The sequence below is a fragment of the Parasutterella excrementihominis YIT 11859 genome, assembly GCF_000205025.1.
Classification (GTDB): Bacteria; Pseudomonadota; Gammaproteobacteria; order Burkholderiales; family Burkholderiaceae_F; genus Parasutterella; species Parasutterella excrementihominis.
In genome coordinates this window covers 54,503-78,263 of record NZ_GL883721.1, presented here as the reverse complement: position 1 = coordinate 78,263, position 23,761 = coordinate 54,503, and the positions used below count along the sequence as shown (strand labels likewise).

At 44.5% G+C, this 23,761-nt stretch carries 14 protein-coding genes; 8 read left to right on the top strand and 6 right to left on the bottom strand.

Features of this window, described 5'->3' with window-relative positions; genetic code table 11:
• The first annotated feature begins 54 nt into the window (after positions 1-54).
• Together HMPREF9439_RS07730 and HMPREF9439_RS07725 are read left to right on the top strand one after the other, a co-directional pair.
• Positions 55-1,500, top strand: a complete 1,446-nt coding sequence (locus HMPREF9439_RS07730) for a Na+/H+ antiporter NhaC family protein (protein WP_040603515.1) — start codon at positions 55-57, stop codon at positions 1,498-1,500.
• 3 nt (positions 1,501-1,503) lie between these two features.
• Positions 1,504-2,649 (top strand): M20 family metallopeptidase, encoded by a 1,146-nt coding sequence (locus tag HMPREF9439_RS07725; RefSeq protein ID WP_008864438.1) that lies wholly within the window; start codon positions 1,504-1,506, stop codon positions 2,647-2,649.
• Between the two features lie 190 nt (positions 2,650-2,839).
• Here the strand turns inward: HMPREF9439_RS07725 and HMPREF9439_RS07720 are convergent, their stop codons facing one another.
• Entirely contained in the window at positions 2,840-5,524 is a 2,685-nt protein-coding gene (locus HMPREF9439_RS07720) for a response regulator (RefSeq protein WP_008864437.1), read from the bottom strand.
• A gap of 406 nt (positions 5,525-5,930) precedes the next feature.
• Between HMPREF9439_RS07720 and HMPREF9439_RS07715 the strand changes: the two genes are divergently transcribed.
• The 4 genes from HMPREF9439_RS07715 to HMPREF9439_RS07700 all read left to right on the top strand — a co-directional run bounded on the left by HMPREF9439_RS07715 (position 5,931) and on the right by HMPREF9439_RS07700 (position 13,941).
• Positions 5,931-11,057 carry an autotransporter outer membrane beta-barrel domain-containing protein gene (locus tag HMPREF9439_RS07715; protein WP_008864436.1) on the top strand — a complete coding sequence of 1,709 codons (5,127 nt, stop codon included), beginning with the start codon at positions 5,931-5,933 and terminating at the stop codon, positions 11,055-11,057.
• A 79-nt stretch (positions 11,058-11,136) separates the two neighbouring features.
• On the top strand, positions 11,137-11,826 hold the full coding sequence (locus HMPREF9439_RS07710) for a hypothetical protein (protein WP_008864435.1): 690 nt from the start codon (positions 11,137-11,139) through the stop codon (positions 11,824-11,826).
• A gap of 440 nt (positions 11,827-12,266) precedes the next feature.
• The gene (locus HMPREF9439_RS07705; RefSeq protein WP_241679526.1) at positions 12,267-12,764 is read left to right on the top strand and encodes a cupin domain-containing protein; all 498 of its coding nucleotides are present in this window, start codon (positions 12,267-12,269) and stop codon (positions 12,762-12,764) included.
• Between the two features lie 214 nt (positions 12,765-12,978).
• On the top strand, positions 12,979-13,941 hold the full coding sequence (locus HMPREF9439_RS07700) for a tyrosine-type recombinase/integrase (protein ID WP_008864432.1): 963 nt from the start codon (positions 12,979-12,981) through the stop codon (positions 13,939-13,941).
• Between the two features lie 1,057 nt (positions 13,942-14,998).
• Here HMPREF9439_RS07700 and HMPREF9439_RS07695 read toward each other — a convergent pair.
• Together HMPREF9439_RS07695 and HMPREF9439_RS07690 are read right to left on the bottom strand one after the other, a co-directional pair.
• Positions 14,999-16,477, bottom strand: a complete 1,479-nt coding sequence (locus HMPREF9439_RS07695) for an FAD-dependent oxidoreductase (RefSeq protein WP_008864431.1) — start codon at positions 16,475-16,477, stop codon at positions 14,999-15,001.
• A 195-nt stretch (positions 16,478-16,672) separates the two neighbouring features.
• Positions 16,673-18,160: an FAD-dependent oxidoreductase gene (locus tag HMPREF9439_RS07690; RefSeq protein ID WP_008864430.1), complete on the bottom strand. Its 1,488-nt coding sequence runs from the start codon at positions 18,158-18,160 to the stop codon at positions 16,673-16,675.
• A gap of 98 nt (positions 18,161-18,258) precedes the next feature.
• On the opposite strand from HMPREF9439_RS07690, the gene HMPREF9439_RS07685 reads away from it, so the two are divergent.
• Together HMPREF9439_RS07685 and HMPREF9439_RS07680 are read left to right on the top strand one after the other, a co-directional pair.
• On the top strand, positions 18,259-20,055 hold the full coding sequence (locus HMPREF9439_RS07685; protein ID WP_008864429.1) for a PhnD/SsuA/transferrin family substrate-binding protein: 1,797 nt from the start codon (positions 18,259-18,261) through the stop codon (positions 20,053-20,055).
• Complete coding sequence (locus HMPREF9439_RS07680) at positions 20,048-20,656, top strand: response regulator transcription factor (protein ID WP_008864428.1); 609 nt, start codon at positions 20,048-20,050, stop codon at positions 20,654-20,656. Before HMPREF9439_RS07685 ends, HMPREF9439_RS07680 begins: the two co-directional genes overlap by 8 nt.
• Before the next feature lie 309 nt (positions 20,657-20,965).
• On the opposite strand, the gene HMPREF9439_RS07675 is transcribed toward HMPREF9439_RS07680, so the two are convergent.
• The 3 genes from HMPREF9439_RS07675 to HMPREF9439_RS07665 are packed head-to-tail and all read right to left on the bottom strand — an operon-like array spanning position 20,966 to position 23,690.
• A complete protein-coding gene (locus HMPREF9439_RS07675; RefSeq protein ID WP_008864427.1) occupies positions 20,966-21,583 on the bottom strand; it encodes a response regulator transcription factor in 618 nt (205 codons plus the stop codon).
• Positions 21,565-23,313, bottom strand: a complete 1,749-nt coding sequence (locus HMPREF9439_RS07670) for a sensor histidine kinase (RefSeq protein ID WP_167535260.1) — start codon at positions 23,311-23,313, stop codon at positions 21,565-21,567. Before HMPREF9439_RS07670 ends, HMPREF9439_RS07675 begins: the two co-directional genes overlap by 19 nt.
• 41 nt (positions 23,314-23,354) lie before the next feature.
• A complete protein-coding gene (locus HMPREF9439_RS07665; protein ID WP_008864425.1) occupies positions 23,355-23,690 on the bottom strand; it encodes a cytochrome c3 family protein in 336 nt (111 codons plus the stop codon).
• Positions 23,691-23,761: the final 71 nt, after the last annotated feature.

The window sequence follows — 23,761 nt, the reverse complement described above, 5'->3', positions numbered from 1 at the left end:
GTCCGGATGCTCGAGGAGCTCCAGAATGAAACATAACAATATCAAGAGGACGAAATGTCTCAAACCAACTCAAGTTCCCGCTTAGCACCGTGGCAGGCTATGACCATGCTTGCTGTAGGTATTGCCATAATCTTTTTCGGATTGATGGCTTTAAAGGTTAATGCCCGTATCGTTCTTGCCGTTGACGGCGCCATTATGTGCTTAATGGCTTGTGCCTTCGGTATTTCTTATGACAGCGTTCAAAAAGGCATCAAAGATACCATCGCTTCGATGCTTGTTGCAATGCTGATTCTTTTGTCCGTCGGTATTCTCATCGGCTCTTGGATGGCCTCCGGGACGATTCCGGTCATGGTCTACTACGGTATGCAGGTGATCACTCCGGCCTTGTTCCTCCCGGTTGCCTGTATTCTCTGCACGTTAATGAGTACTTTAGCAGGAACCTCTTGGGGTACGCTGGCTACAGTCGGCGTTGCATGCATGGGCGTGGGCGAAGGACTTGGTATTCCCGTTGAGGCAGCCGCCGGTGCAGTCTGCGTGGGTGCTTTCTTCGGCGATAAGATTTCTCCCTTAAGCGACTCTCCCGTGATCACTGCCACCGTGACGGATACACCGTTAATGGAAGGCATTAAACATGCTCTGATTTCCACAGGTCCGGCTTATCTGATCAGTTTAGTTTTCTTCTTTGCTTACGGTCTGGAATTCAGCGGCGGCTCTGCAGCTGAAAGCGCAACTTACGTTGAAATTTTAAGAACGATTGAGAAGAGCTTTAATCTTAATCCAATCAGTCTGCTTCCGGTGTTTGTCGTAATCGGCCTGATCGCTTGGAAGAAGCCGACCATTCCGACATTTGTCGCCGGTATTGCTGTTGCTGCATTCTTAGGTATGTTCCTTCAGGATGTCAGCCTCAAGAATATGATGAATTACATGTACAGCGGCTTTAGCATCCACACGGATTCTGCTTTTGTCGACAAGATGCTGAACCGCGGCGGCTTCACCAGCATGTTAAGCACCATCGGCTTATTGATGACAGCTGCTATTTTCGGTGCTCCTCTGAGAACCGCGGGCGTTGCAGATGTTTTACTCGACTACGTCAGAAAATTTGCCCGCAACAGCCGCGTCATGGCCTTCTGCGTCATGTGTCTGCACACACTCTTCTTCATGATCACCGGCGCTTACTACGTCAGCTATCCGGTTGTCGGTTCCATGACTAAGGACATGTTCCCGAAATATGGTCTGCAGCGTAAGAATCTGATGCGCATGATGCTTGACACCGGTACGGGCCTTGCTCCGTTGGTTCCTTGGTCTACTACGGGCTCTTACACAGCTTCTACGTTAGGTGTTGCCAACATTGCTTTCTTTGCATTTGCTCCGATGCTTTGGCTCTCCATCATCCTGTCCGCGGTTTATGCACTGACCGGCATCGGTATGGCCAAGCTTGAAGAACAAACAGCCGAGCAGGAAGAAGGTTCTCGATTCAACGGCCAGCTGGCAAAGGAGTAAATCATGGAAAAACTTTTTCAGCGCTGGTATGACTTGATTTCCATTGATTCCGTATCCGGTCACGAAGTCGGAGCAGCAGACTATGTTGCCGAAGTTCTGCGCTCCATGGGGCTGGAGCCTCACTACAGCTATTTCCCGGAAGATACCGACAGACAGCGTCCTTCTGTTTGGACAGTACTCGATAGCGGCAAGCCCGGCAAAACCATGCTTCTTATCGGCCACATTGACACTGTTGACGTGAACTTAAAGAACTGGAAAACCAATCCCTTTATGCCAACCGAAATTGACGGAAAAGTCTACGGCCGCGGCTCGATGGACATGAAAGGCGGAGACGCCGCAATCCTTTCGACAGTTGAGTACTTTGCTCAGCACAAAGATGAGTTTTCCGGAAAGATCTTGGTTTGCTTTGTCGCCGATGAAGAAGGATTAAGCAAAGGAACCTATCAGCTCGTTGACGAAGACGTGGTTCATGCGGATTACGCCATCATGGCGGAGTGCCGCTACAACAATGTGGCTGTGGGCTTCCGAGGTCGTTTCAGCTTCGAAATCACGGTTAAAGGCAAGGCAGGGCACGCCAGTCGTTACCCGGAAGTCGGAGAAAACGCTCTGATTTCTGCCGGTCGCTTGGCCGCTGCGATTGAAGCACTCCCGACACTCTCGCATCCCAAACTTCATCACGGCACATGGTGCGTCCGTTACTTAGCAGGCGGCAATTCCGGTGCTCTGGTTGTTCCAGACAGCTGCTACATGTTTGTGGACCGCTATGTTGTTCCGGGAGAAGATGAAGCGATGTGCATCCGTCAGATGCAGGAGGCTGCAGAAAAACTCGGCTTGGCAGACAAAGTTGATATCCATTTGAAACCGCGCAACAGCCCCTACATGAAGTCTTTTGCTGTTCCTGAAGATCATGAACTTGTTGTCAAACTTCAGGAAAGTTTCAAGGAAGTCACCGGCGAAGATCTTCCGATTGATTATGACCCGTCGGTTTGCGACTCTAATATTCTGGCAGTTTCCTGCGGAATTCCTGTTGTCACGTTCGGACCTTCCGGCGGAAATATGCACGGAGACAACGAATACGGCTATCCGTATCAAGTTAAAAACTGCTACGAAATTTATAAGCAGACGATTAAAAAACTACTCTCTGCATAAATCCAATTGATAAGTACTGCGTGACACAGCGCGCCTCAAACCATAAGCCTAGCGAGAGCCTCAGCAATAAGGCTCTCGCTTTATCACTTTAGGAGAACTCCCAAATCAGGTCGCTCTTGTAGTCTTAATAAATATTTACGCAGATCTCCTAAAGTACCCACATCACCAAGTTAAACCCTTTGAGCTTTCGTTATTTGTCCTCGTTGTCTTTTCTGCCGGCGTATTTTCCCAAAACCGCATGGAGCTTCTTCAGGTCAATCGGTTTGGAAATATGATCGTTCATACCGGCATTTAGGGACTTGGAAACGTCTTCGGAAAAAGCGTTGGCTGTCATTGCAACGATCGGAATGGTATGTGCATCTTCCCTGAGCAGGCTTCGGATCATTTGCGTAGCTTCCAAACCGTTCATGACAGGCATCTGGATATCCATAAAGATCATAGAGTAATAACCGGGTTCATGGGTTTCAAATGCTTTAACGGCTTGTTCTCCGTCGCCGACAACTTCTGCCGTGTATCCAGCCATATCCAGGAAGTCTTGAGCAACCTCAGCATTAAACTCATTATCTTCGGCTAAAAGAACCCGTCTCTTCTTCGTATTATCTTGAACGACGATTTCTTTATCTCGTCCTTTATGTTCTTTAATGCTTGGGTCGGAGAGCCAGTTGTAGAAGGAAGAGCTAAAGAAAGGTTTAGCGATGAAGCCATTAATGCCGATTTCTTTTGCCTTACTTTCAATCGGTGACCAATCGTAGGCGCTGATAATAATAATGAGAGTTTCCGGACCAACGATTTTACGAATTTCGCGGGCTGTTGCTTCGCCGTCCATTTCCGGCATTTTCCAATTGAGGAAACAGATGTCAAAAGGATTATTTTCTTGGATGGCTTTTTTGATTTTTTCTAGGCCTTCCTTGCCGCTCAAGGCATATTCCGTCTTTTGTCCTAGCTGATCAAGTAGGACACACGCATGTTCGCAGGTATCTTTATCATCGTCAATTACTAAAGCGCGAAGTTCAAGCAAACTTTCGGAGTGTTTGGCCGAGTCCTTAGAAATTCCGAAAGGAAGATCGATCGTAAAGGTACTGCCTTTACCTTCTTCACTTTGGACGTCAATACTGCCTCCCATCAAATTAACGAGATTGTGCGTAATAGCAAGCCCCAAGCCCGTGCCACCGAAATGCTGAGCGATCTCGGCCGTCTCCTGTTCGAAGGGCAGAAATACTCGGCTTAAGAACTCTTTTTTCATGCCGATTCCGTTGTCACTGATGACACAACGCAAGTGGATATGTTCCGGACTTGTATGCTTTTCCGACAACCTCATCGTAACTTTGCCGCCCCGAGGCGTAAATTTAACGGCATTGGCTATAACATTGATAAATACCTGATTGACCCGCAGCGGGTCGCCAACCAGACACTCCTGACGGATGTCGTTTGTAATGATTTCGAAACTGACGCCTTTTTCTTTGGCCTGAGGCTCAATTAAGTTATAGATGCAGTGAACCGTTTCTTGGAGGTCGAAGTTCTCATAAGAAAGCGCAAGCTTATTACTCTCAATCTTTGACATATCCAAAATGTCGTTGATTAAGCCAAGCAAGTGCCGGGAAGCAAGAAGCGTTTTCTTCAGGCAGTCTTCAACTTTTTGCTTGTCACCGATTCGAGATAAAGCAATTGTTGTCATACCGATGATGGCATTCATCGGCGTTCGAATTTCATGCGACATATGAGAGAGGAAGTCGCTCTTTGCTTGACTTGCATTCTTAGCCGTCGTTAGAGCGTCAGCCAAGTTTTTTTGGTATGCAATTTGTTCTGTTTCATCAAATAATGAAACTACCGTCCAATCAATCAGCCCTTGGCGAACTGGATAGACGCTTAACTGAAAGTTCTGGCTGCTGCCCTTAAGCTCAATATTTCGCGTCGCAGTTTTAATGATGGTTCGATCATTCAAGATATTTCTGAGCCAATTTCTATCCTCATCGTAGAAACGGTTCAAAAGTTCTTCTTTGTTATTTGTAATTGCGTCTGGATCGAAGCCCAAAATTCGAAGACTATTGTCGCTGACATATTCGGGTTCTTTTTTCTCGTTGAAGATAATAAAAACATCATCAACGTTGGCATAGAGCAATTTAAGTAATTTATCCCGCTTGAGTCCTTTGACATATGCACGGTTTAAGTCTTTCGACCCAGTGTAAATAAACCATAGGAGCAGAATGCCCATGATGATCGTACCGATTACGAATCCATAGATGTTCCGATCGGATTTATCGTTGATGTCGCTGCCTCGCTGATCAGCGTTAGATGCGATCCGATCAAGAATATCGTCAAAATGAATAAATGCAGGTTCTACGATTTGGTTATAGCGTTTAATGACGTTTTCGACGGTGGGATCTTCGCGAGTGAGTTCCACGAGCTCGCGTCGGCGCTGACCGATATTTTTCAATGCATCTTTTAATTCCTGCAGTTCTTCCGGGCTGCCGCGATAGCGATCTTCAATAATCGTAATGCTTTGTCTTTGAAGCGTTTCCTGAGTTTTTAAAGCGCTTTCTAACTGGGTTGAATTCAAGTCTTTTGAAGAAAACAATACCGGCGTTAGGCTTCTAAAGTCGTAGAGACGGCTCTTCATAATTCGCGCCTGAGAGGAAACGAGGTACGGAAAATCGTAAATGTCCTGTGTGTATTGATTGACTTGAAGCAGAAAAACGATACTCGTAATCGTATACACCGCTACGAGGAAGCACATGACTATTCCTCGATTTTCTTTTTTCTCAACGCTTTTGCCGAACATGAAGGACCTTTCTCTTGGGAGATTTTTCGTAATGACGAAATCTTCTAATGTCTTCGCCATATCTTTGATGTATTCAATGATTTTAAACTTATCCAAAATCGATTCTATGAAGCGCTATTGAATGGCGCTGGATGGTAGAAGCAGAGAACCCTAACGATAGGGAGTGGTTTAACCATATGCATGTCTTGAAATGAAGGTACGATTATGTTCCAGCAAACCGTTCAGTTCGAGCACTACGTCAACCTATGACTAGCTGAAAGCATTTTAAAATAATGGACTTGTTTCGAAGAGGTTCCTTAGCAAAAGGCTGTAAGTTGGATTAAACTACCCTTGCACCCTTGACGAAAATTATTTAAGAAAGCTGATAGGGAAAGTATAAGGAATCATAAAATGTCATTGCCTCACTTACCAAGAGTTCATAAAAATCGAAGTTCTTGTTTATCAATTTTTCCACTGTGTTTGCTAGCGTTTTCACTTTCGGAAGCCTATGCTGATACGATAATTGTGCCGGATAGGGGGGGGGTATTTACAATATCTACAGCCTGCTACTGAAGGGGATGGCAATGTAATTCTTCTAAAAGGATCTGCTCAGGCTGCGACAGGCGGTCCTTGGGCACTTGCTGGTGGCTGGGCATATACGGGGGACGCCAGTAACAATCAAATTCATAGCGATGTCAGCGCTACTACCGCTATCAGCGGTCCCATTTTCGGTGGGTACGTAGACGGGCCAAACGGGACTGGAAACGCTAATAACAATCAAATCGAGTTAAAAAACAGCGTAACCACAACTATCGTTAGTAGCTTTATTTATGGCGGCTATGTCAATTCAAGCGGCAATGCCAATAATAATAGCATTTCTCTCGTCAGAGTTGAGGGTGCCACACAGATCATAGGTGGTTATGTTTTAGCCCCCGGGAATTTGAAAGAGGGCAACGCAAAAGGAAATAATGTTGAGCTTCAAAATTCCTCGGTAGCGGGTTTTGTTTCGGGGGCTTTGAGTGAAGCTGTCGGAGATCTTACGGGCAATGTTGTCAAGATTGAAAATAGCTTAATAGCTGACTATGTTGCTGGTGCTAACCTTCAGATGGCTGGGAATGGTGACACAAACGACAATCAGGTACTGATCAAAAATACAAATATACAAGGGTCGCCTAATGGCTTGGGTGTTACTGGGGGATATAATATATCGATTGCTGGGGGAAGTGCTGACGGGAATGTAGTTGATGTCATTGCTGATTCTGAATATGGCGAGGCTAATTTAGTAATAAATAAATTTATTTCTGGTGGTTTGATCGGATCTGTGGGTACCGCTGATCGAGTTGGAAATACGAATAACAACCAGGTAACACTTACAAACACTAGAGGCAATGGCAAACTTGAAATTAATGGGTATGTCGCAGGCGGTGCCAACTTTGCAACTGGTATTGGTGATGCCAGTGGCAACAAGGTATTTATTAATCCACCGCAGACCGGTGAAAATTACCTAATTGATATTAAAGAATATGTACTGGGGGGATTAGTTGGAACCGCAGGAACAGGTAAAACTAATAAGAACCTTGTTTCTATTCAGAATAGTCATGTCACGCAATATATTACAGGGGGCTACAACCAGGGAGCTGGTCAGGTCTCTGCAAGCGAAAACGAAGTCTATTTGAAAGGCGTTTCCCTATATGATTCGGGAGTCGTAAACGGTCGTTTTGTTGTCGGAGGACTTCTTTCTAATTCTGAAGGTACGGGTGACGCTTACAAGAATAAGGTTGTTCTTGAAAAAAGCAAATTTACCGGTAAATATATTGCAGGCGGTGTGAGCCAGGGAACAGGACTGGTTGATCTTAACGAGGTCAGTCTAGTGGATACTGATGTCGTAGGATTTGTGGCAGGTGGTCTGGATTGGTACGGAAAAGATGTAACGCTTACGAATAATAAGGTGTCCGTAGCTGGCGGTTCAGTAGTCGGGCGCGTTGCAGGAGCACGCTCTTGGACTGGAAGCGATGTTAATTTTAATTCTGTCTACGTACAGAGCGCTAAGATCAAGGCAGGGGGAGAAAATGAGGGGCATGTTCTTGGAGCAGCTAATCAATCTGGCGGAAACGCCCTAAATAATTATGTTCAGGTTCAGGATAGCCAAGTTGATGGTTATGTGGCAGGCGGATTTATTGAACACTATGAAGGGGGCCACTATAACGGAAAGACTGATAACAACAACGTAGTTATTGAAAATAGTAATGTTTACGGCAATATTGGAGGCGGATACAACCAAGCTGGAGGTACTCTCAGCGCCAGTGGTAATACCGTTGTCGTAAAAATTCTTTCCACGGCTAGCGAAATATCTTTTGAGGCGGCCGGCTTCATTGCTGGGGGAATCATAGGCGACAACCAAAAAGGGGCTGGCGTCACGAATAGTAATACAGTTAAGATTATCAACTCCAGCTCTGAAAATTCTTTTGAGATAAATGGTTACGTTGCGGGTGGTTATAACGGCGGCGTAGGAGAAGGCGGTGCTAGCGGAAATATAGTTTTTATCGATACGGCTAGAAGTCCCAATGGCTCCAACTCTTTAGTAACTGTCGGTGAGTTTGTTCTAGGGGGATATATTGGTTCAGAGTTAGCCGACTCTACTCCGAACGGGGACACAAACAAAAATTCAGTTAGCATCCAAAATACACAGGTCACTACATATATTGCGGGAGGGTATAACCTCGGTAAAAAAGGTAATGCTGTTGAAAACAATGTCTACCTAAAGAATGTAACTCTGTACGACGGCGATGATATCGATGGCCACTTTGTAGTTGGAGGCCTAATCGGAGAAGGAAGCTTAGGGAATGCAACTAACAACACGGTTACTGTCGAAGATAGTAGCCTTAAAGGAAAGTATTTGGCTGGTGGTGTGAGCCAGGGAAACGGCCTTGTAGATAAAAATAAAACTATACTTACGAACACGCATGTCCAAGGCTTCGTTGCTGGAGGATTGGATTGGGGTGACCATGGCAATGTGACTCTAACTAACAATGAAGTATGGATGAACGGAGGCTCTGTGAGTGTAGTTTCCGGAGAGTCACTTACTGGACGTGTGGTTGGCGCTCGCTCAAAAGGATCAGGGGATGTCCTGAATAATGCAGTACATCTTAGAAATGTGACTATTGAGGACGGAGTCCGTGGTGGAGTCTCGACTGGAAACGGGAATGTTGCTCAAAATGTTATAACCATTGAAGATAGTGAAATCACCGGATGGTCTAATCAAGGAGGTTCTGTTGCTGGTGGTTATATAGAAGCAGGAGGCAATGGAAATACCAATGAAAATAGCGTTTCTATAAAAAATACCAACGTTGCAGGAAATGTTGTAGCTGGATTCAATCAGGCAGTCGGCTCGTCGGATTCCTGTAATAATCTGGTCCTATTCGAAGTTGATCCTTCGTCAACTGATCCTTCTTATACGGCAGGCGGTTTTGTTGCTGGCGGTATTACTGGTATGCAATCAGAGGGAGCCGCTAATAACAACAAAGTTACTATTATCAATACAAGTTTAGTTGCAGAGCTAAACGTAAAAGGATACGTAGCCGGTGGTTTCAATGACGGAACAGGGAATGGCGACTCTAGCGGAAATACTGTTTGGCTTGAAGCGGCATCGGTCAGCACTTCAAAACTTACTGTAGATAATTTCGTAGTTGGAGGCTATCTAAGAAGCGGGGAAGGAAGCACAAACGGGAATACAGTTGTTATCAAAAACGCTGCCGTCTCTGGTTCTTACATTGCAGCAGGACTTAATGAGGGTCTGGGCCAAGCTCAAAACAACTCAGTTATTCTTGAAAATGCAGAGGTTTCTGGAGGTGTGACCGGAGGCCGAGTGACGGCAACCCCACCGACATCCGGCGGCCGCAGTCTCAATGCTGCTAATTCCAATATCGGAGAATCGTCAGAGAACTATTCTGCTTTAGTACAAAACAATACCATCAATATCTCCGGCAAGACTTCAGTAGTGGGACGGGTTGTCGGTGGCGAAAGCCTTGCGGGCAACTCTGTCACGGAAAAGCCTGCCTATATCCAAAATAATACTGTAGTGATTGATGATGGTTACGTTGAAGGAGGAATATCCGGTGGAGCGGCTGTTGCCGGTAATGTTATCGGCAATAAAGTATTCCTCAATGGAGGAACGATTAAAGGCTTGGTATATGGAGGAACGAGCGCCGGCGATGTTAAGAACAACGTCGTTTATCTAGATGGACGAAAAGGTATAGATGTCACGGGAGCCTGGATTTACGGTCGGGGGAGAGCATCGACAGGGACAAATGGTAATACGCTGAATATTACTAATTTCAAAGGGGCAGTGCAGAATATCGGGAACTTCGATCGGATTGACCTTGATCTAGCCGGATTGATGGTCAGAGAAAAAGAACCGATTATTTTGTTGACGGAAAACCAATCAACGAATTTGGATAACAGCACTATCCACATTCACAGCAGCAGAAAGGCAATTGCTGTTACTGATGACTCTTCATTAGCCGATCGTTATGAAGTAATCAAAAACCAGTCGGGTAGCCTTACGGCATTTAATGTCATTTACGAAAAAGATAAGCTCGTTGTGGTTCATGAACGAGGCACAATGGAAGGGTTATATCGAGTTGAATGGGATGGCTACCCTGATCAAATCGGAGACAGTATTGATCTGGTCCTTGAGCGAGTCGAGGAAAGACCGGAGAGCGGGACCTACATTTCGAACTCTTTAGCATGGTCTCGCATGCATATGAGATTGCACGACAGATTTGGTCAAGCTTACTATATCGATCCTTTCAGTGGAGAAGAAAGGGCAGCCGCCGGATGGGTTCGCCAGGTTGGGTCTCATTCGCATTTCCGGGCCGGTTCTGATATCAAGACCCATTCTCGAACCGCTGTAACCCAAATTGGCGCCGACCTCGTCAGAAATGAGTTCAATCAGGATGTCAAGTCTGTCTGGGGTATCTTTGCAGGGGGTTTATACAATCGATCCAGCGCTAAGACCTACAGCTCTGCACAAAGCCGGTCAGATGGTTATGCCCTAGGCGTATACGGCACACTTTATACCGGGAACAGCCCGGATGACGGTTTCTATGTGGATTCCTGGCTTTTATTCGGCCACTACAACAACAAGCTTTGGAGTGAGGATTTAGCCAACTTCCGATATAAATCTAATGGGTGGGTTTGGTCGGTGGAAAGCGGTTATACCATTCCACTTTCTCAATCTGGCTCTAAAGACTTTAATAAACTCATTTGGACCTTCCAGCCTGAGATTCAGTTAGTGTGGGACGGTGTTAAGGCAGATACGACAGTCGACAAAGATACGGAAACGCGCTTTAAACAACTCGGAACCAATAATGTTTCTTTACGTATTGGTGCACGGCTTCATGCAAATCACATGAATAAAGGTCTCGGATTTATCGAAGGTAATTGGATCCACAATACCAAGAGGGCCGGAGTACAGATGGGAACAGGTTGTAAATATATTAAAGGAGGCAGGAATTTAGCCGAATTCAGGGCCGGTCTTGAGGGCCATGTGACTAAAAATCTGCTTGGGTGGGCTACCGTCGGCGTGCAAGCCGGACAGTATGGTTATCACAACGAAACTGCACAGATCGGTCTCAAATATATGTTCTAACTCGACCCAAGTACCTGAGAGGAAAGACCATAAATCGTTTCCGCTCGGGCGACTTCCCTGTTATTAACGGAATTAAGAAATGCAGATAAAAAATGCTTTTATAGTCATGCTTCTAGCAGCTGTGACCTTAGGTTTGAGCGCCTGCGCTTCCTATGATCACAAAGACTATCCTCGTGAAAGTTGGTTTGCACCATCTACTCAAGTGATTTCAGCCGATCAATTCAAGAAGGTAGAAACTCCTTTGAAGGTGGCTTTAGTGGTGAATTACACCTGGGAAGGCCGTCCTATTGTTCAAGAGCCCTTCGAAGAGCGTCCAGCCGATTGGCGAGAGCAGTACGGTCTGGAATTGGCTGCTGCACGCTACCTGGAAAAAACCGGCAATTTCATCATTGTCGATCCCGACGACAAGGAGAAGCAAGGCGTCATATCAATTGATGTCACTCGTCAGATGGACGAAAAGACTAAAGCCGTACTGGCCTCTAAGAAAGCTAACCAGAATGAATATCCAGAAAAGATCGTCTATGAATATGATATGACAATGAAGATGGAACTGTCTTTAACAGATGGTAAGAAATTTGAAGCCATCCCGAAAACCGATCACATGTTCATAGGCCATGAAGAATCAGAGGAGAGAAAAGTAGGAGTTAACCCAAAGCGTTTCACCTTTTCCTATTTCAACAATATGGACTTCCACACCGAATTTGTTCGCCGCTTCTATAAACAGATGATTTTTGAAGGGGTTCAACAGATAGAAAATGAGTTGCAGTAGGCGTTCTTTTGAAATTTATTGTTTGTTGTATTTGTAGTATTTAGACAGAAAACAAGCATCGGAGCTTCCTCGGAGTTCCGAGCGCTTTGTCGGAGCCTTGATTTGGAAAATCAGGGCTCAATTTTTTTCAGAGAAGAACGCCTTCTGCACTTTCAATTATAGGTGTGACGTAAGGTAAGAATTTCGTCAGTTTTAACGTAAGGCTTTCTCTCACATCTGCGAACAGTTAGCATATAACCATTTTTTAATCGTTGGATTGTAACTTTTGGGCCTATTTATTTGAAAGGACCCTTTATAAGAAGACTTGTCCCAATCGATTGGAACTTTATCTAATCCTCTGCTTCTCTTGTTAATTCCTTTCAATTTCATATAATTCGCGCCGTCCTCATGCGATTGATTAATACAATAATGGAATAAACATAGAGTCCATGGAGGAAAAATTGAAAAAATCAGCTCTTGTTGACGCCCTTCTCTTTACTGCTTTTTCCTGCGTAAATGTTATGGCTGCGGAAACTGTCCCTGCTAATTCTCAAATTTATAAAGAAGCAAAATCACTTTCTAAAGTCCCTGCGAACTCTAAGGTATTTACAGGTAAGGCAGAAGTTATTCCGATGAGCCAACAAGTTCCCGGTATGCCGGTTCACAACGGAATTGTGATTTTCGAACCGGGAGCCAGAACATTTTGGCATATCCATCCGGCAGGTCAATTCTTTACTGTCCTCCGTGGTGAAGGTAGAACCGGAGTATATGGAGAAAAAGCTCGAGTTGTTAAACCTGGTGACGTTGTAATTTGTCCGGCCGGAGTTAAGCATTTCCACGGAGCTGGTCCTGATACTCAGATGGTTCAGATGACGGTAACCGGAGATCATCCTGAAGGCAAAGGTGTCACTTGGCTTGAAGAAGTCACAGACGAACAGTACAACAAGATTGAAAAATAGAAACCGAAAGTTCCGATCTGAGAATTCAAATTCCTAAGCGAAACCGGGCGAGAAATAGCAAAATATCATTGCAAGCTAAACAACGTGAATTTCCGCCCTATTCTTTTCCAATCTTTATAACGACTCAAATTTATTTGATTTTAATGAAGACCTGTAAAAATCATAAAAGTACGCAATATAATATTAATTATCGTGCGTACTTGGAATTTTTAACATGTTTCAGCCGACTCCGATCCAACCTTCAAACTTTGGCGCAATAACTGCAGATCAAAATTTGATCGAAAATCCTGCGCTGATGTATTTAGCTACGCTTGGCAGTAAGGATTCCTATCGATGCATGAAAAGCAAGTTAAATAAGTTCGCCCGATTTTTCGGCTACAAAGGTTTAGTAGATTGTGATTGGAAGTCAATGCAGCCGAATCATGTCACTGTTTTTTTGACAGCTCAGAGTTGGGGCTCTGCTAGAACCTATAACTGTTATCTCTCAGCACTTAAATCCGTGGCGCTAAACGCCTGGCGAAATAAGCAAATTGATCTAGACCATTTCCAAAGAATTAAATCTTTAAAACAGCGAAGAGTTTTTAGAGCCCTATCGGGAAGAGCGATTTCGTCTGAAGAATCTGCATCGCTGATCAAGTCGCTAGAAGCAAATTCCTTGAGGACGGTGAGAAATAGGGCAATTTTCTATTTGATGTTAGGTTGCGGATTACGCAGAGCCGAAGTCTGTGAATTGAGAGTAAAACAGGTTTCTTTTAAAAATAGGTCCGCCAAAATTATCGGCAAGGGCAATAAAGAAAGAACTATTTATTTCCCAGATGTTGTTCTTGATGTTCTGAAAACTTGGTTTGAATTCAGGCAGTTAAATAAAAATGAGATTGATGCCGGTTTTGTATTTGGGCGTATCGACAATAAACTGCGGCTTTATTTGGACACGGCACTTGATCCCTCTTCCGTTTCTCGAATAATAGAAAAACTAGTCACCGAAACCGAAAATCTGGACAGCAGACTCACGCCTCATGACCTGAGAAGAACTTTTGCTACTCGCCTCATTAGTAAAAACGTAGATATTGTGGAAGTGCAAAAACTCATGGGACATGCCAGCGTCGCAACGACAGGAAATTACGTTCGCAAGGATGAGGAAAATTTGAGGAAGGCGGCTGAAAAAGCAGAACTCTGAACCTTCAAGAGGAATGCTTCTCATTGCCCAAGATGTCTTGAATAACTTAGGAAAGATACAACTCAGCTGACTCTCTAAGGTAGAGACCTCGATAAATGTAGCATCACCCTTTATAGGTTATCTGTCTTGTCAATTTTATTCGAAAGTAAACTACCTAGAAAAGATAGTTAATCTCATTATCCGAATCTCATAAGTTAAATTACTTTGCGTTGAAAACTTAGCTAAAAAATAACTGGCGATTTGGCAAAGAGTAGGAAGTAAAAAAGAAGTCTAATAACACACCTCAATTTTAAGAATTATGTTATTTTCATTACAAATCAATCCTTTTTTAACCTAGGTTAAGAAACTTTGATTGCTTTTCTCAACTTTCAAAAATTTATGAATATGGATCTAAGAACTTTTTAACGAAAGTGACTTCCGGATTTGAGGCTTTTTGACTTCCGAGTTTGAGGCTATCTCACTTCCATATTTATAGGCCTCTTCGATTGGCAAATGCTGAGCTTTACTAGAATTAGTTTGTTAATTTACTCCTATTGTTTACCATTTTTAATTATTTTTATTGTTAGATATTTGAAATTATTTAATTAACCCTTTTTTCGTTATATTAGCCAAAAGGTTAAGATTAGTTGCTTCGCATTGTTTGCTTCTCATATATAGTTGGGTCGAAAAACACATGTTATTTATAATCGGAATCTAAAATTGGAGGCGTCCGTGGTGTCAAAGGAAATAAAGCGAAAATTTTTGGTGATTGATGATTTTTGAAAAAAAAGAATCAGTCGGAGTGCTTTAACGACAGTGCACCAGGAACATCTACTCCATTACCCCATCCTTACAAATCAAACTCTATCCGCGATCAAAACGGCAAAAAACTTAACAGCTTTTGTACATCTCCACGAAGTAAAAAATAAGTTTGCAGGAATCGTCGGCAATCCCTGCAAAAATACCTTTCTAAGTTCTTGTCATTCTTAGTTGGCTGTTGGATCTTAACTGCAGTCTCTAACACCTTTAGAAGTCAAATTGTGGCGGAGGTAGGTGCTGAACCAATCATTGATTGATGCTAGCTTTCCATCATTGATTTCACGGCAATTCTTCCAAAGGCCATTGCCTTTCCGATGGATGACCCTGTCATGTAAGCAGCTCCATGAACGCCGCCCGTCATTTCACCGCATGCGTACAAGTGTGGAATTTTTTCTCCGAAGACGTTTAGAACTTCTGCTTTAGTGTTGATTTTGACTCCGCAGTAGGTGGCAATAAGGCGAGCTGTGGCCGGATAGATATAAAAAGGTCCAGTTTCGATTTTTACTAATTCTCCTGATCCCGAGTTAATACTTGTTCGATTGAAATCTGGATCGGGTATTTTGTTGTCTATGTTGGAGTTGTAGCGAGTAATCGTCTCTTTTAGGCCTTTTGGATCGAGGCCAGCTTTTATTGCTACTTCCTCGATTGTGTTTCCTCGAAAAGCGCATTCAGGCTCTTTACCCTGATCATAGAGTTCCATCCATTTTTTCTCTACCAGCTTCGCTTTCATTCGTTTTTGTCTGATTGGTTCATCAAAAACGATGTAAGCAATTCCATTTTCTTCTTTTAGGGCTGCGTCCCCTAAGAGTTTGTAGGATACTGATTCATCGACGATTCTCTTGCCTTTTTTGTTTGTGATAATTGCGCCGCTCCAGAAAGCCTGGCAGCTTCCGGAATGACGAGGATTTGCCGGATAGCAGAAGGTTGCCTTAATGTATTCAGTATCTAAGGTATCGGCTCCATAAGCCATTGCCATTAAGATCCCGTCGCCCGTACAACCTCCTCCGGCCCTTGCCTGTGCTTTAAGCATCAACGGGTTAAACCTTTGGAGCATTTTAGGATTCATAGCGAAGCCGCCGGCTGCTAATAAAACCCCTTTCTTTGCTTTGAAGTAGAGAATTTGCCCATCCTTGTTTTTTGCTTTCACACCGCCTATGCCTTCCAGCTCATTATCCCAAACAAGGCGTTCTGCTGGCGTATTGAGTTTGAGATCGGCTCCTTTCTCCAGCACGTATTTTTTCATGTCGCCGACCAAAAGAGGAGGAGGAAAATTATGAGCTCTCGGAACAGTCGAGCCTCCGCCATGAGTGATTTCCGTGGGTTTGATGCCTCTTTCAAGACGAATGAAGTTGTAGTGTTCTTTCGTTTCCTTAAGATAAGCCTTGATGAGTTCGGGATCGTTTTTATACTGCCCAGTCTTCAGCATATCCGCCAATGCCTTCTCGTCGCTGTCAACAATACCCCTTTCATGCTGATCGACCGTATCTGTAACAGCCCATTTTCCTCCGCAAAGAAGGGAAGACTCGCCTACGATGGCTGTTTTTTCCAGAATGAGCGTTTTAAGGCCTTTCTGCATGGCCAAGCAGCCGGCAGCAAGACCGCCGTCCCCCGCACCGATAATGATAATGTCATATTCAGCGTCCCATTTTTGAGGAGCCGGAGTAAAGGCGTGGGCTTGAGAAGTTGCTGCAAGCGTAGAGATAACGCCGGTTTTTAAGAAACTGCGTCTATTGAGCATAGTTATCGACCTTTTGAAATATTGATTTCGCCTTTCTTCTCAAAGGTGGCGAAGATACAAGACTCATGATTTCTCGGAATTGGCTTTCTTATCCAATCCCGAGAACTGGTTCAGCACCTTATGATCCTCTTCGGAAAGAATCATTCATTTGGAATAGAAATGTTTATATATTTCGGTGCAACTATTGACGAACGATTAGCTGTTTGCGATATCCAGTGCAGCCAATCTGCCGAATGAGAAAGCTTTGCCTAGAGCCGTGCCTGTCATATAAGCTGCACCGTGGACTCCGCCGGTTGCCTCCCCGCAGGCATAGAGTCCGGGAATCGCTTCTCCGAAAACATCAATGACTCGTGCATTCGCGTCGATTCTTAAACCACAATATGTGGCAATACATCTTGGTTTTGTGGGATAGAGGAAGAAAGGTCCCTTCTCAATTTTGAGAGGCTTGCCGAAACCTGACGTGAGTGAATCACGTCCGAAAACACTGTCTTTCCCGTTCATTTCAATATCTGAATTATATTTAGCAACCGTCTCTTTGAGATTTTCAACGTTTACGCCTGCTTTTTTCGCGACTTCTTCGAGCGTTGCGCCACAGAAGCAGAAGGGAGCATCTTTTCCGGCGTTGAGGAATTCATTGTTCAGAACCATCGCATTGCGGGGATGCTCTTTAATTCTGCGGTTTCGAATATTTTCGTCAAAGAGTTGAAAGGTGTATTCGTCCGGCTGAGCCAAGGCAGCATCGCTCAGCAGTTTGTAAGATTTGGATTCGTTCACGAACCTCTTTCCTTCATGGTTGACGATAATTGCACCCGCGTAATAGCAATGGACGGAATCCGGATAATTTCCGAGCTGGTAGCCGAATGTTGCTTTAATGTAATTAGTGTCAAGCACATCCGCGCCGTAAGCCTGCGCCATTTTTAGACCGTCACCTGTATTTCCTTTGCAGCCGGCGGGTGTGACTTTAGCCATCAGCGGGTTATATTTTTCCATTAATTCTTTAGAGTACTGGAATCCGCCGCTTGCAATGATGACACCTTTGAGTGCTCTGATATATAAAACTTCAGAGCCCTTCCTGGCTCGGACGCCTACAATTCTTCCTTCATCCCAAATTAGCCTTTCCGCCGGTGTGTTAAACAAGAAGGGGACACCCTGCTGATCTTTGACATAGGTAAAAATTTGAGTCAGCAACTTTGAAGGGGGATAATATAAATGCGCCCTCGGCACACTCATTCCGGAGACAGCATTGACGGACTTTGGTCTCGCCCCGAGAGTGTTGTGAATGAAATTGAAAACTTCTCGGATACTTTTGATGTGAGCTTCGACAAGAGCCGGATCGTTTTTATTTTGACCGACTTTTAGCATTTCTTTTTTAAATAGTTCTTCGCTGTCCTTAATTCCTTTTTCTCTTTGGATTGGGCTGTCAGCGATAGAGAGCTGGCCGCCGCAAACTGCGCTGGACCCTCCCGGGAAAGCCAATTTTTCCAAAACGACAGGTTTGAGGCCCTTCTCGGCAGCATAATGAGCAGCCATCATGCCTCCGCCGCCTGCCCCGATGATAACGACATCATAGGTTGCGTCCCACTTGGCAGGAGCATTAACGGGTGTCGCTTGAGATGTCCCGGCCAGAATAGCAGCGCCTGAAAGAACAGATGTTTTTAGGATATTTCTTCGAGTTAGTTTCATGATTTCTCCTTTTCGTTTGAGCCAACGATAAAGAGCATAAGTCGAAGGACTACGCGCGTATGTGTGCAATTTACAATTGAAAAACAAGGACGGATGCAATGCTTTCAAATCTCGGGATTAGTCTTACGACGGCCGGCTTCTTGTTAACAGCCTGCCCTTTGATTTCTGCTGAACCAACTGATGTGCAGACCGCGCCCGTATATCTTTACGGAGTTGAATTTACTCGGCCCTCATTCGAGCTCAAAATTGCCAAAGAAACCTATGAGCTTATTCAGAAGTCTATAGAACCGAGGAAACTCATTGTAAGAAACGTTACTACCTCCGGATTGGATGAGGCCATCAAGGAGAGAAAAGCCGATATTGTGATTGCCAACAGCGGTATTTATCGACGTTACTTACAGAAAGGATGGAGAGACGTCCTGACTTTGGCAACCGGCGTTCAGCCCAATCCCGACCTAGCTGTCGGAAGTTTAATTTTGGCTAATAAGAACCTCGGGGTAAAAACGATTGAGGATTTGAAGGGGCACTCGATTGCCTTAAATACCCCTTCTGCCTTTCAAGGGACACTCACCATCAAAAAAGAGCTTTTGGATCGCCGCTATGACCCGGATTCCTTTTTCTCCAAAATTCTCTACCTGGGCACAAATCCTCAGAAACGTTTGGAAGCAGTAAGAAACGGAGAAGCCGACAGCACATTTCTCAGTGTCTGTTATGCAGAAAGACACAAAAGAAAGACGGGGATTGATTTAACGGAAGGATTGGACGTTGTGGGAGTGAAACCGAACTTGTCTTCTCATTGTTTAACTTCAACGGACCTTTATCCGAATTTTTCTCTTCTGGTTTCTTCAAACTTAAGCTCCCAAATGATTCGTCAAATCGCCGAGAATCTCTTGAGAATTAAGCCAAATGCTGACGGAGAATATTGGACCTTCGCAAGCGATTACGATCCGGTAGACAAGATGTACGAAGCTCTAAAGGAAGGCCCCTATCAGCACCTAAAGAGTTGGACGCTGACAAGAATTTGGAATGAATTTAAAACGCTGATCCTGTTGCTAATTCTGTCACTTCTTTTTGCGATATGGCATATTTATACCACCGGAAAGGCAGTATATAAAGCCACCAACGACATTCTTAAAGCCACACAGGATCAAAAGAAAAAAGCCGAAGAGATTCAATCTATTAAAAATGCTTTGGTGGTTTCCAGCCTTTCGAGTGTTATCGCACACGAGTTAGGTCAGCCTCTGGCGGCCTGCCTTTTTTACGCCAATAGTTTGGACAAGCTTCTGAAGAATTGGACAGCCGCGAAAAAGGCGATGGCCTTAGAGGCTGCGGAGGCTCTGCAGCAGCAGTTAACTCGCGTTACAGATATCCTGAGCATTGTCCAAAATTATGCGGCCAAGAGGAAAAGTAAAAAAGAGTTCATCTATCTTAATGATTCCATAAATAAAATCGTCGCTAACTTCGTTCGCTCTCAGCCGGCCTCGGAAAAGTTATTCCGATTAAATCTTTGCAAAGATGAGCTTAAGGTCAGTTTTCCTCAGCTTGAGTTTGAAATCGCAATCAGCAATCTGATTAGGAATAGCTATCAGGCGCTAAAAGATAAATCCGATCCGGAGATCCGGATTAGTACAAACAATTCGAGATCCTCGGGCTTTGAGATCTGCATTACCGACAACAGCGGTAAGTTCACAGAAGAAGTACGCTCTCAATTAGAGCGGCCTTTGGCTTCAAAAAAAGAAGAAGGTACGGGATTAGGGATAAGCATTGTTAAATCCATTCTTAGAAGACATGGATTCGGGGTGAAATTTCAAAGGTCCGATGACCATAACCTGGTGTGCATAATCACCGTCTTTCCCAATGAAAATAGCCCGACATCCGGAGGAAAGAATGAATAAAAACGCCCTTATTCGAGTTGTCGATGATGACGAAGCATTATTGAAAGCCATTAAATTTTCGTTAGAGCTTGACGGGTTTTCTGTAGCTACCTATGGTTCAGCTGAAGCTTTTTTAGAGAATGACGATCTGGAAAGGTCCGGCTGCATAATTTTGGATTACCAAATGCCGGGGCTTAACGGGATAGAGGTCCAAAGACTCTTATCCGAGCAAGAGATAATACTTCCCATTATCTTTCTTACCGCACACGCAGACGTGAATATGGTTATCGGGGCTTTTAAGGGAGGTGCATTTGATTTTCTTCGCAAACCGGTTGTACCTGAACTGTTGACTCAGGCAATAGAAAAGGCCGTTGAAGAAAATGAACAGACACTCGAAAAACTAAGGGAATCGGCTCCCGAGAAACGCTATGAGCATCTCTCTGAACAACAAAAGCAAGTCGCTAAGCTTATCGCCAGAAATTTAACGAGCTCCGTAATCGGAGAGCGTCTGGGTAAAAGCCGAAGAACTATAGAGAGACACCGAGCTAATGTGCTGCATTTGCTTGGCGTTTCAACTCCCTCGGAATTAAAGGATTTTCTTATGGCTATTAATAAATTCTAATTTCGCCCGGCGAATATTCTGGAGGACGTTAGATCTCCTCCCTTTCTGCGCGCACAAATCATTCATCAACGCATGTATCTTTTTTCATGGACACCTCGTTAAAAATTTTCTTTTGATAGCTAATAAGTCTTAATCAAGCCATCGATTTTTCGTCTAACGACAACCTACATGAAACCTAATAAGAAGTACTTTTATTCCCAAGCAAATCATTAAGCAACGCGGAAATCCTCTCCGTTATTAGACTTTTCGGAAGGCTTCTCCTGCAGAAGCCTTAATAGGCGGCAAGAACGAACCCTTTTTAAAAATTAATTAATCTTCCGCCGCATGGGCGGACTGAATTAATTCGCTGATTGTGTGCACTTGAAGTTTTTTAAAGGCCCGCGCGCGATGAACTTCCACTGTGCGTGTACTAATTCCAAGTCTCTCTCCGATTTCTCTGTTCAACAAGCCCTTAATAAGTAAAGATACGATTTGCGTTTCGCGCTCAGTTAATTCCTTGTATCGTTCTTTGATTTCTTCGTGATCAAAGGAAAGTCCTCGCTTGATTAGATCAAGTTTGACAGCTCTGGAAATGACCGGAACGAGCTTGTCTTCTTGAACAGGCTTGGTGAGAAAATCAACAGCTCCCTCATGAAGCGTTTTCACAGCCATTTCTATATCACCGTGTGCCGAAAGAAATACGATCGGAATTTGCCGCAAGTGCTGCTTGAGTTCACCTTGTAGTTCGATTCCGGTCATTTCCGGCATTCGTACGTCCAGGATCAGGCACCCCGGAATTTCCGGGTCATCGTTGAGAAGAAAATCTGCGGCACTGTAATAATCGGCAACTTCCCAGCCCTCCGACTCTAACAAAAACCGAATTGCGGCTCTCAGGTCAGAGTCATCATCGACGATACGAACTAATACCTTTATTTCTGAGTTTGGCATGCAAATCCGTCCTTTGCCAAAGGGAAGCTGACTGTAACCGTCAGACCAACGTCGCTGTTTCGCTTGAAACAAATCTTTCCTTGATGAGCTTCCACAATTGTTTTAACTATCGTCAAACCGAGCCCCATCCCGTTTTCCTTGGTTGAGGTCAGCGGAACCTTAAGTTTCTCAAATTCTTCTTCCGAAAGGTTTCTGCCTTTGTCTGAGATCGAGATTTCAACTTTGTTATCCGCCCACGTTACTGAAATTCGTATAGGTTCCGATACATTTCCCTGAGCTTCCGAAGCGTTTCTCAGAAGATTTACGATAACCAGTTCCAATTCCAAACTATCTGCCCAAACGAAAGAGCCTGTTTGGAATTCGGTTTTAACCTTGACGCTTCCGTTTTTCGAAGTTTCAAAGTTCTCTACCGCAATTTTGGCAATCTCCGCGGCATCGATCAGTTCGTGTTTTGTCTTCTTCTGCTTGGCGTAGCTTCGGACCTTTTCGATAATGCTCTCCATTTTGACGCACTGCTTATCAATGAGGCTGAAGGCAGAAACAATTTTGGAGTTTTCCTTCGTGTTTTCAAGCCCTTCTATGACCCTCAAGCCTCCTCTTGTATACATCTGAATGGTGGCCAGAGGCTGACGAAGTTCATGCGAAATGATGCTCGACATTTGACCGATTGCGCCCATCTTTTGAAGGGAATCCAATCGCTCGGAAGCGCTCTTTGCTCTTTGCAGCAGCTGGGTTTGGGATTTGTGGGCAAGCTCGAGTTCTTCGGTTTTGCGTCTTACTAATATTTCGGTTCTGAATCCGTGCGCGATCAATCCGAAAATGCAAAGAAGAAACAAGGCCAAAAACGGCCAATAGGTGCTCAAAAATCTGTTGACAGTCCATTCCCGCAGATAGTACCAAGGTCCGAGTTTGAGGTCTTTGAAAAGGGAGTCTACGCCGTGGTAGTTTGATGCCAGCCCCCAAAAGGCGCCCTTTTCCGTCGGGGAAATAGCCAAAAGGACTTGGAGCACTTCTTTGGCTTTCTCCGGAGAAATATGCCTTGTTGTTGAAATAGTCCATGAAGGATAAAGGTCCGTGGAGTGAGAACAGTTAAGCTCCTTTTTTCGATCTCCGATAATCCTCAACTGGTTAGGATCGGTCTCCTTCGGATCAATCATGTCTTCGAAGTAGCAAAGCCTTAAAAAACCGACATCGGCTTTCCCATCCAAGACTGCCTGCACGACTCCCTTCATTTTCTCTCTTTCCCCGGTGAAAATTGTTTTGGAGAAAAAACGTTCAGGGTCGTAGCCGGCCTTAAAAATTTCGTACAAGCCGATTTGGTATCCGGAAAATCCCGTCGGAGAATTAGCAGCGAGAATTTTTCCCTTCAGATCCTTGATGCTCTGAAGGTCAGTCCGGTCATTCCGAACGATAAATGCGGTGCCTTCGCTGTGATTCGGATCTGGGAATCTCGGAGAGGCAAGTGCCACGAGATCTCGGACTCCTTCAGAGGACATCCGGCGGTAAAGACCCGCGCTGGAAAGAAAAATATCTACTTCGCCCTCTTTGATCGCCTCTACTAAGCCGTCCAACGAATAGTGAACAATCCGAAAATTTTTCGGACCGAAGTGGTCCGTAAGCACGCGTTCGGTTTTGAGAATCAGGTCCTCGTTGACGTTCGGAACGCGGGAAGAAACGCCTAGTGTAATTGTGTCGTTAGAAGCTTGAGCGCAGGGTATGATTGCGCTCAAGCTCAAAGTCAATATCAATCGTTTTGATCGTGTCAAAAAGCTCATTTCGGCATTTCGAATTTGAACTGATGACATTCCGCACAAGCTAAAGTCTGCTGCTTATGAACGCCGTGGCATTCTCTGCAGTCTAAATCGCCGAGGTGGTTGGCATGAACATTGTTGGGTGTCATTTTGGCAGTTCTGGCGGCTAACGCCTCATAATTGCCGTGACACTCCTGACATTTTGCAGTCTTTACACGCTTAGCCGGCGGAGTCTCCGTATGACAGGCCTGACACGTGACACTTTTGCTCATATGCGCTTGTAAAAGAGCATCGTCGGCGCAAAAAGCGCTCGAAGAGGAAAGCGCCAAAATAAGAGCCAAATACACAAATCGCATGATTTCACCTGTTAGTACGACTCTCGAAAGAGCGTTTACCCTCCGATAGCTAAGGAGGGCAAACAGTTTTA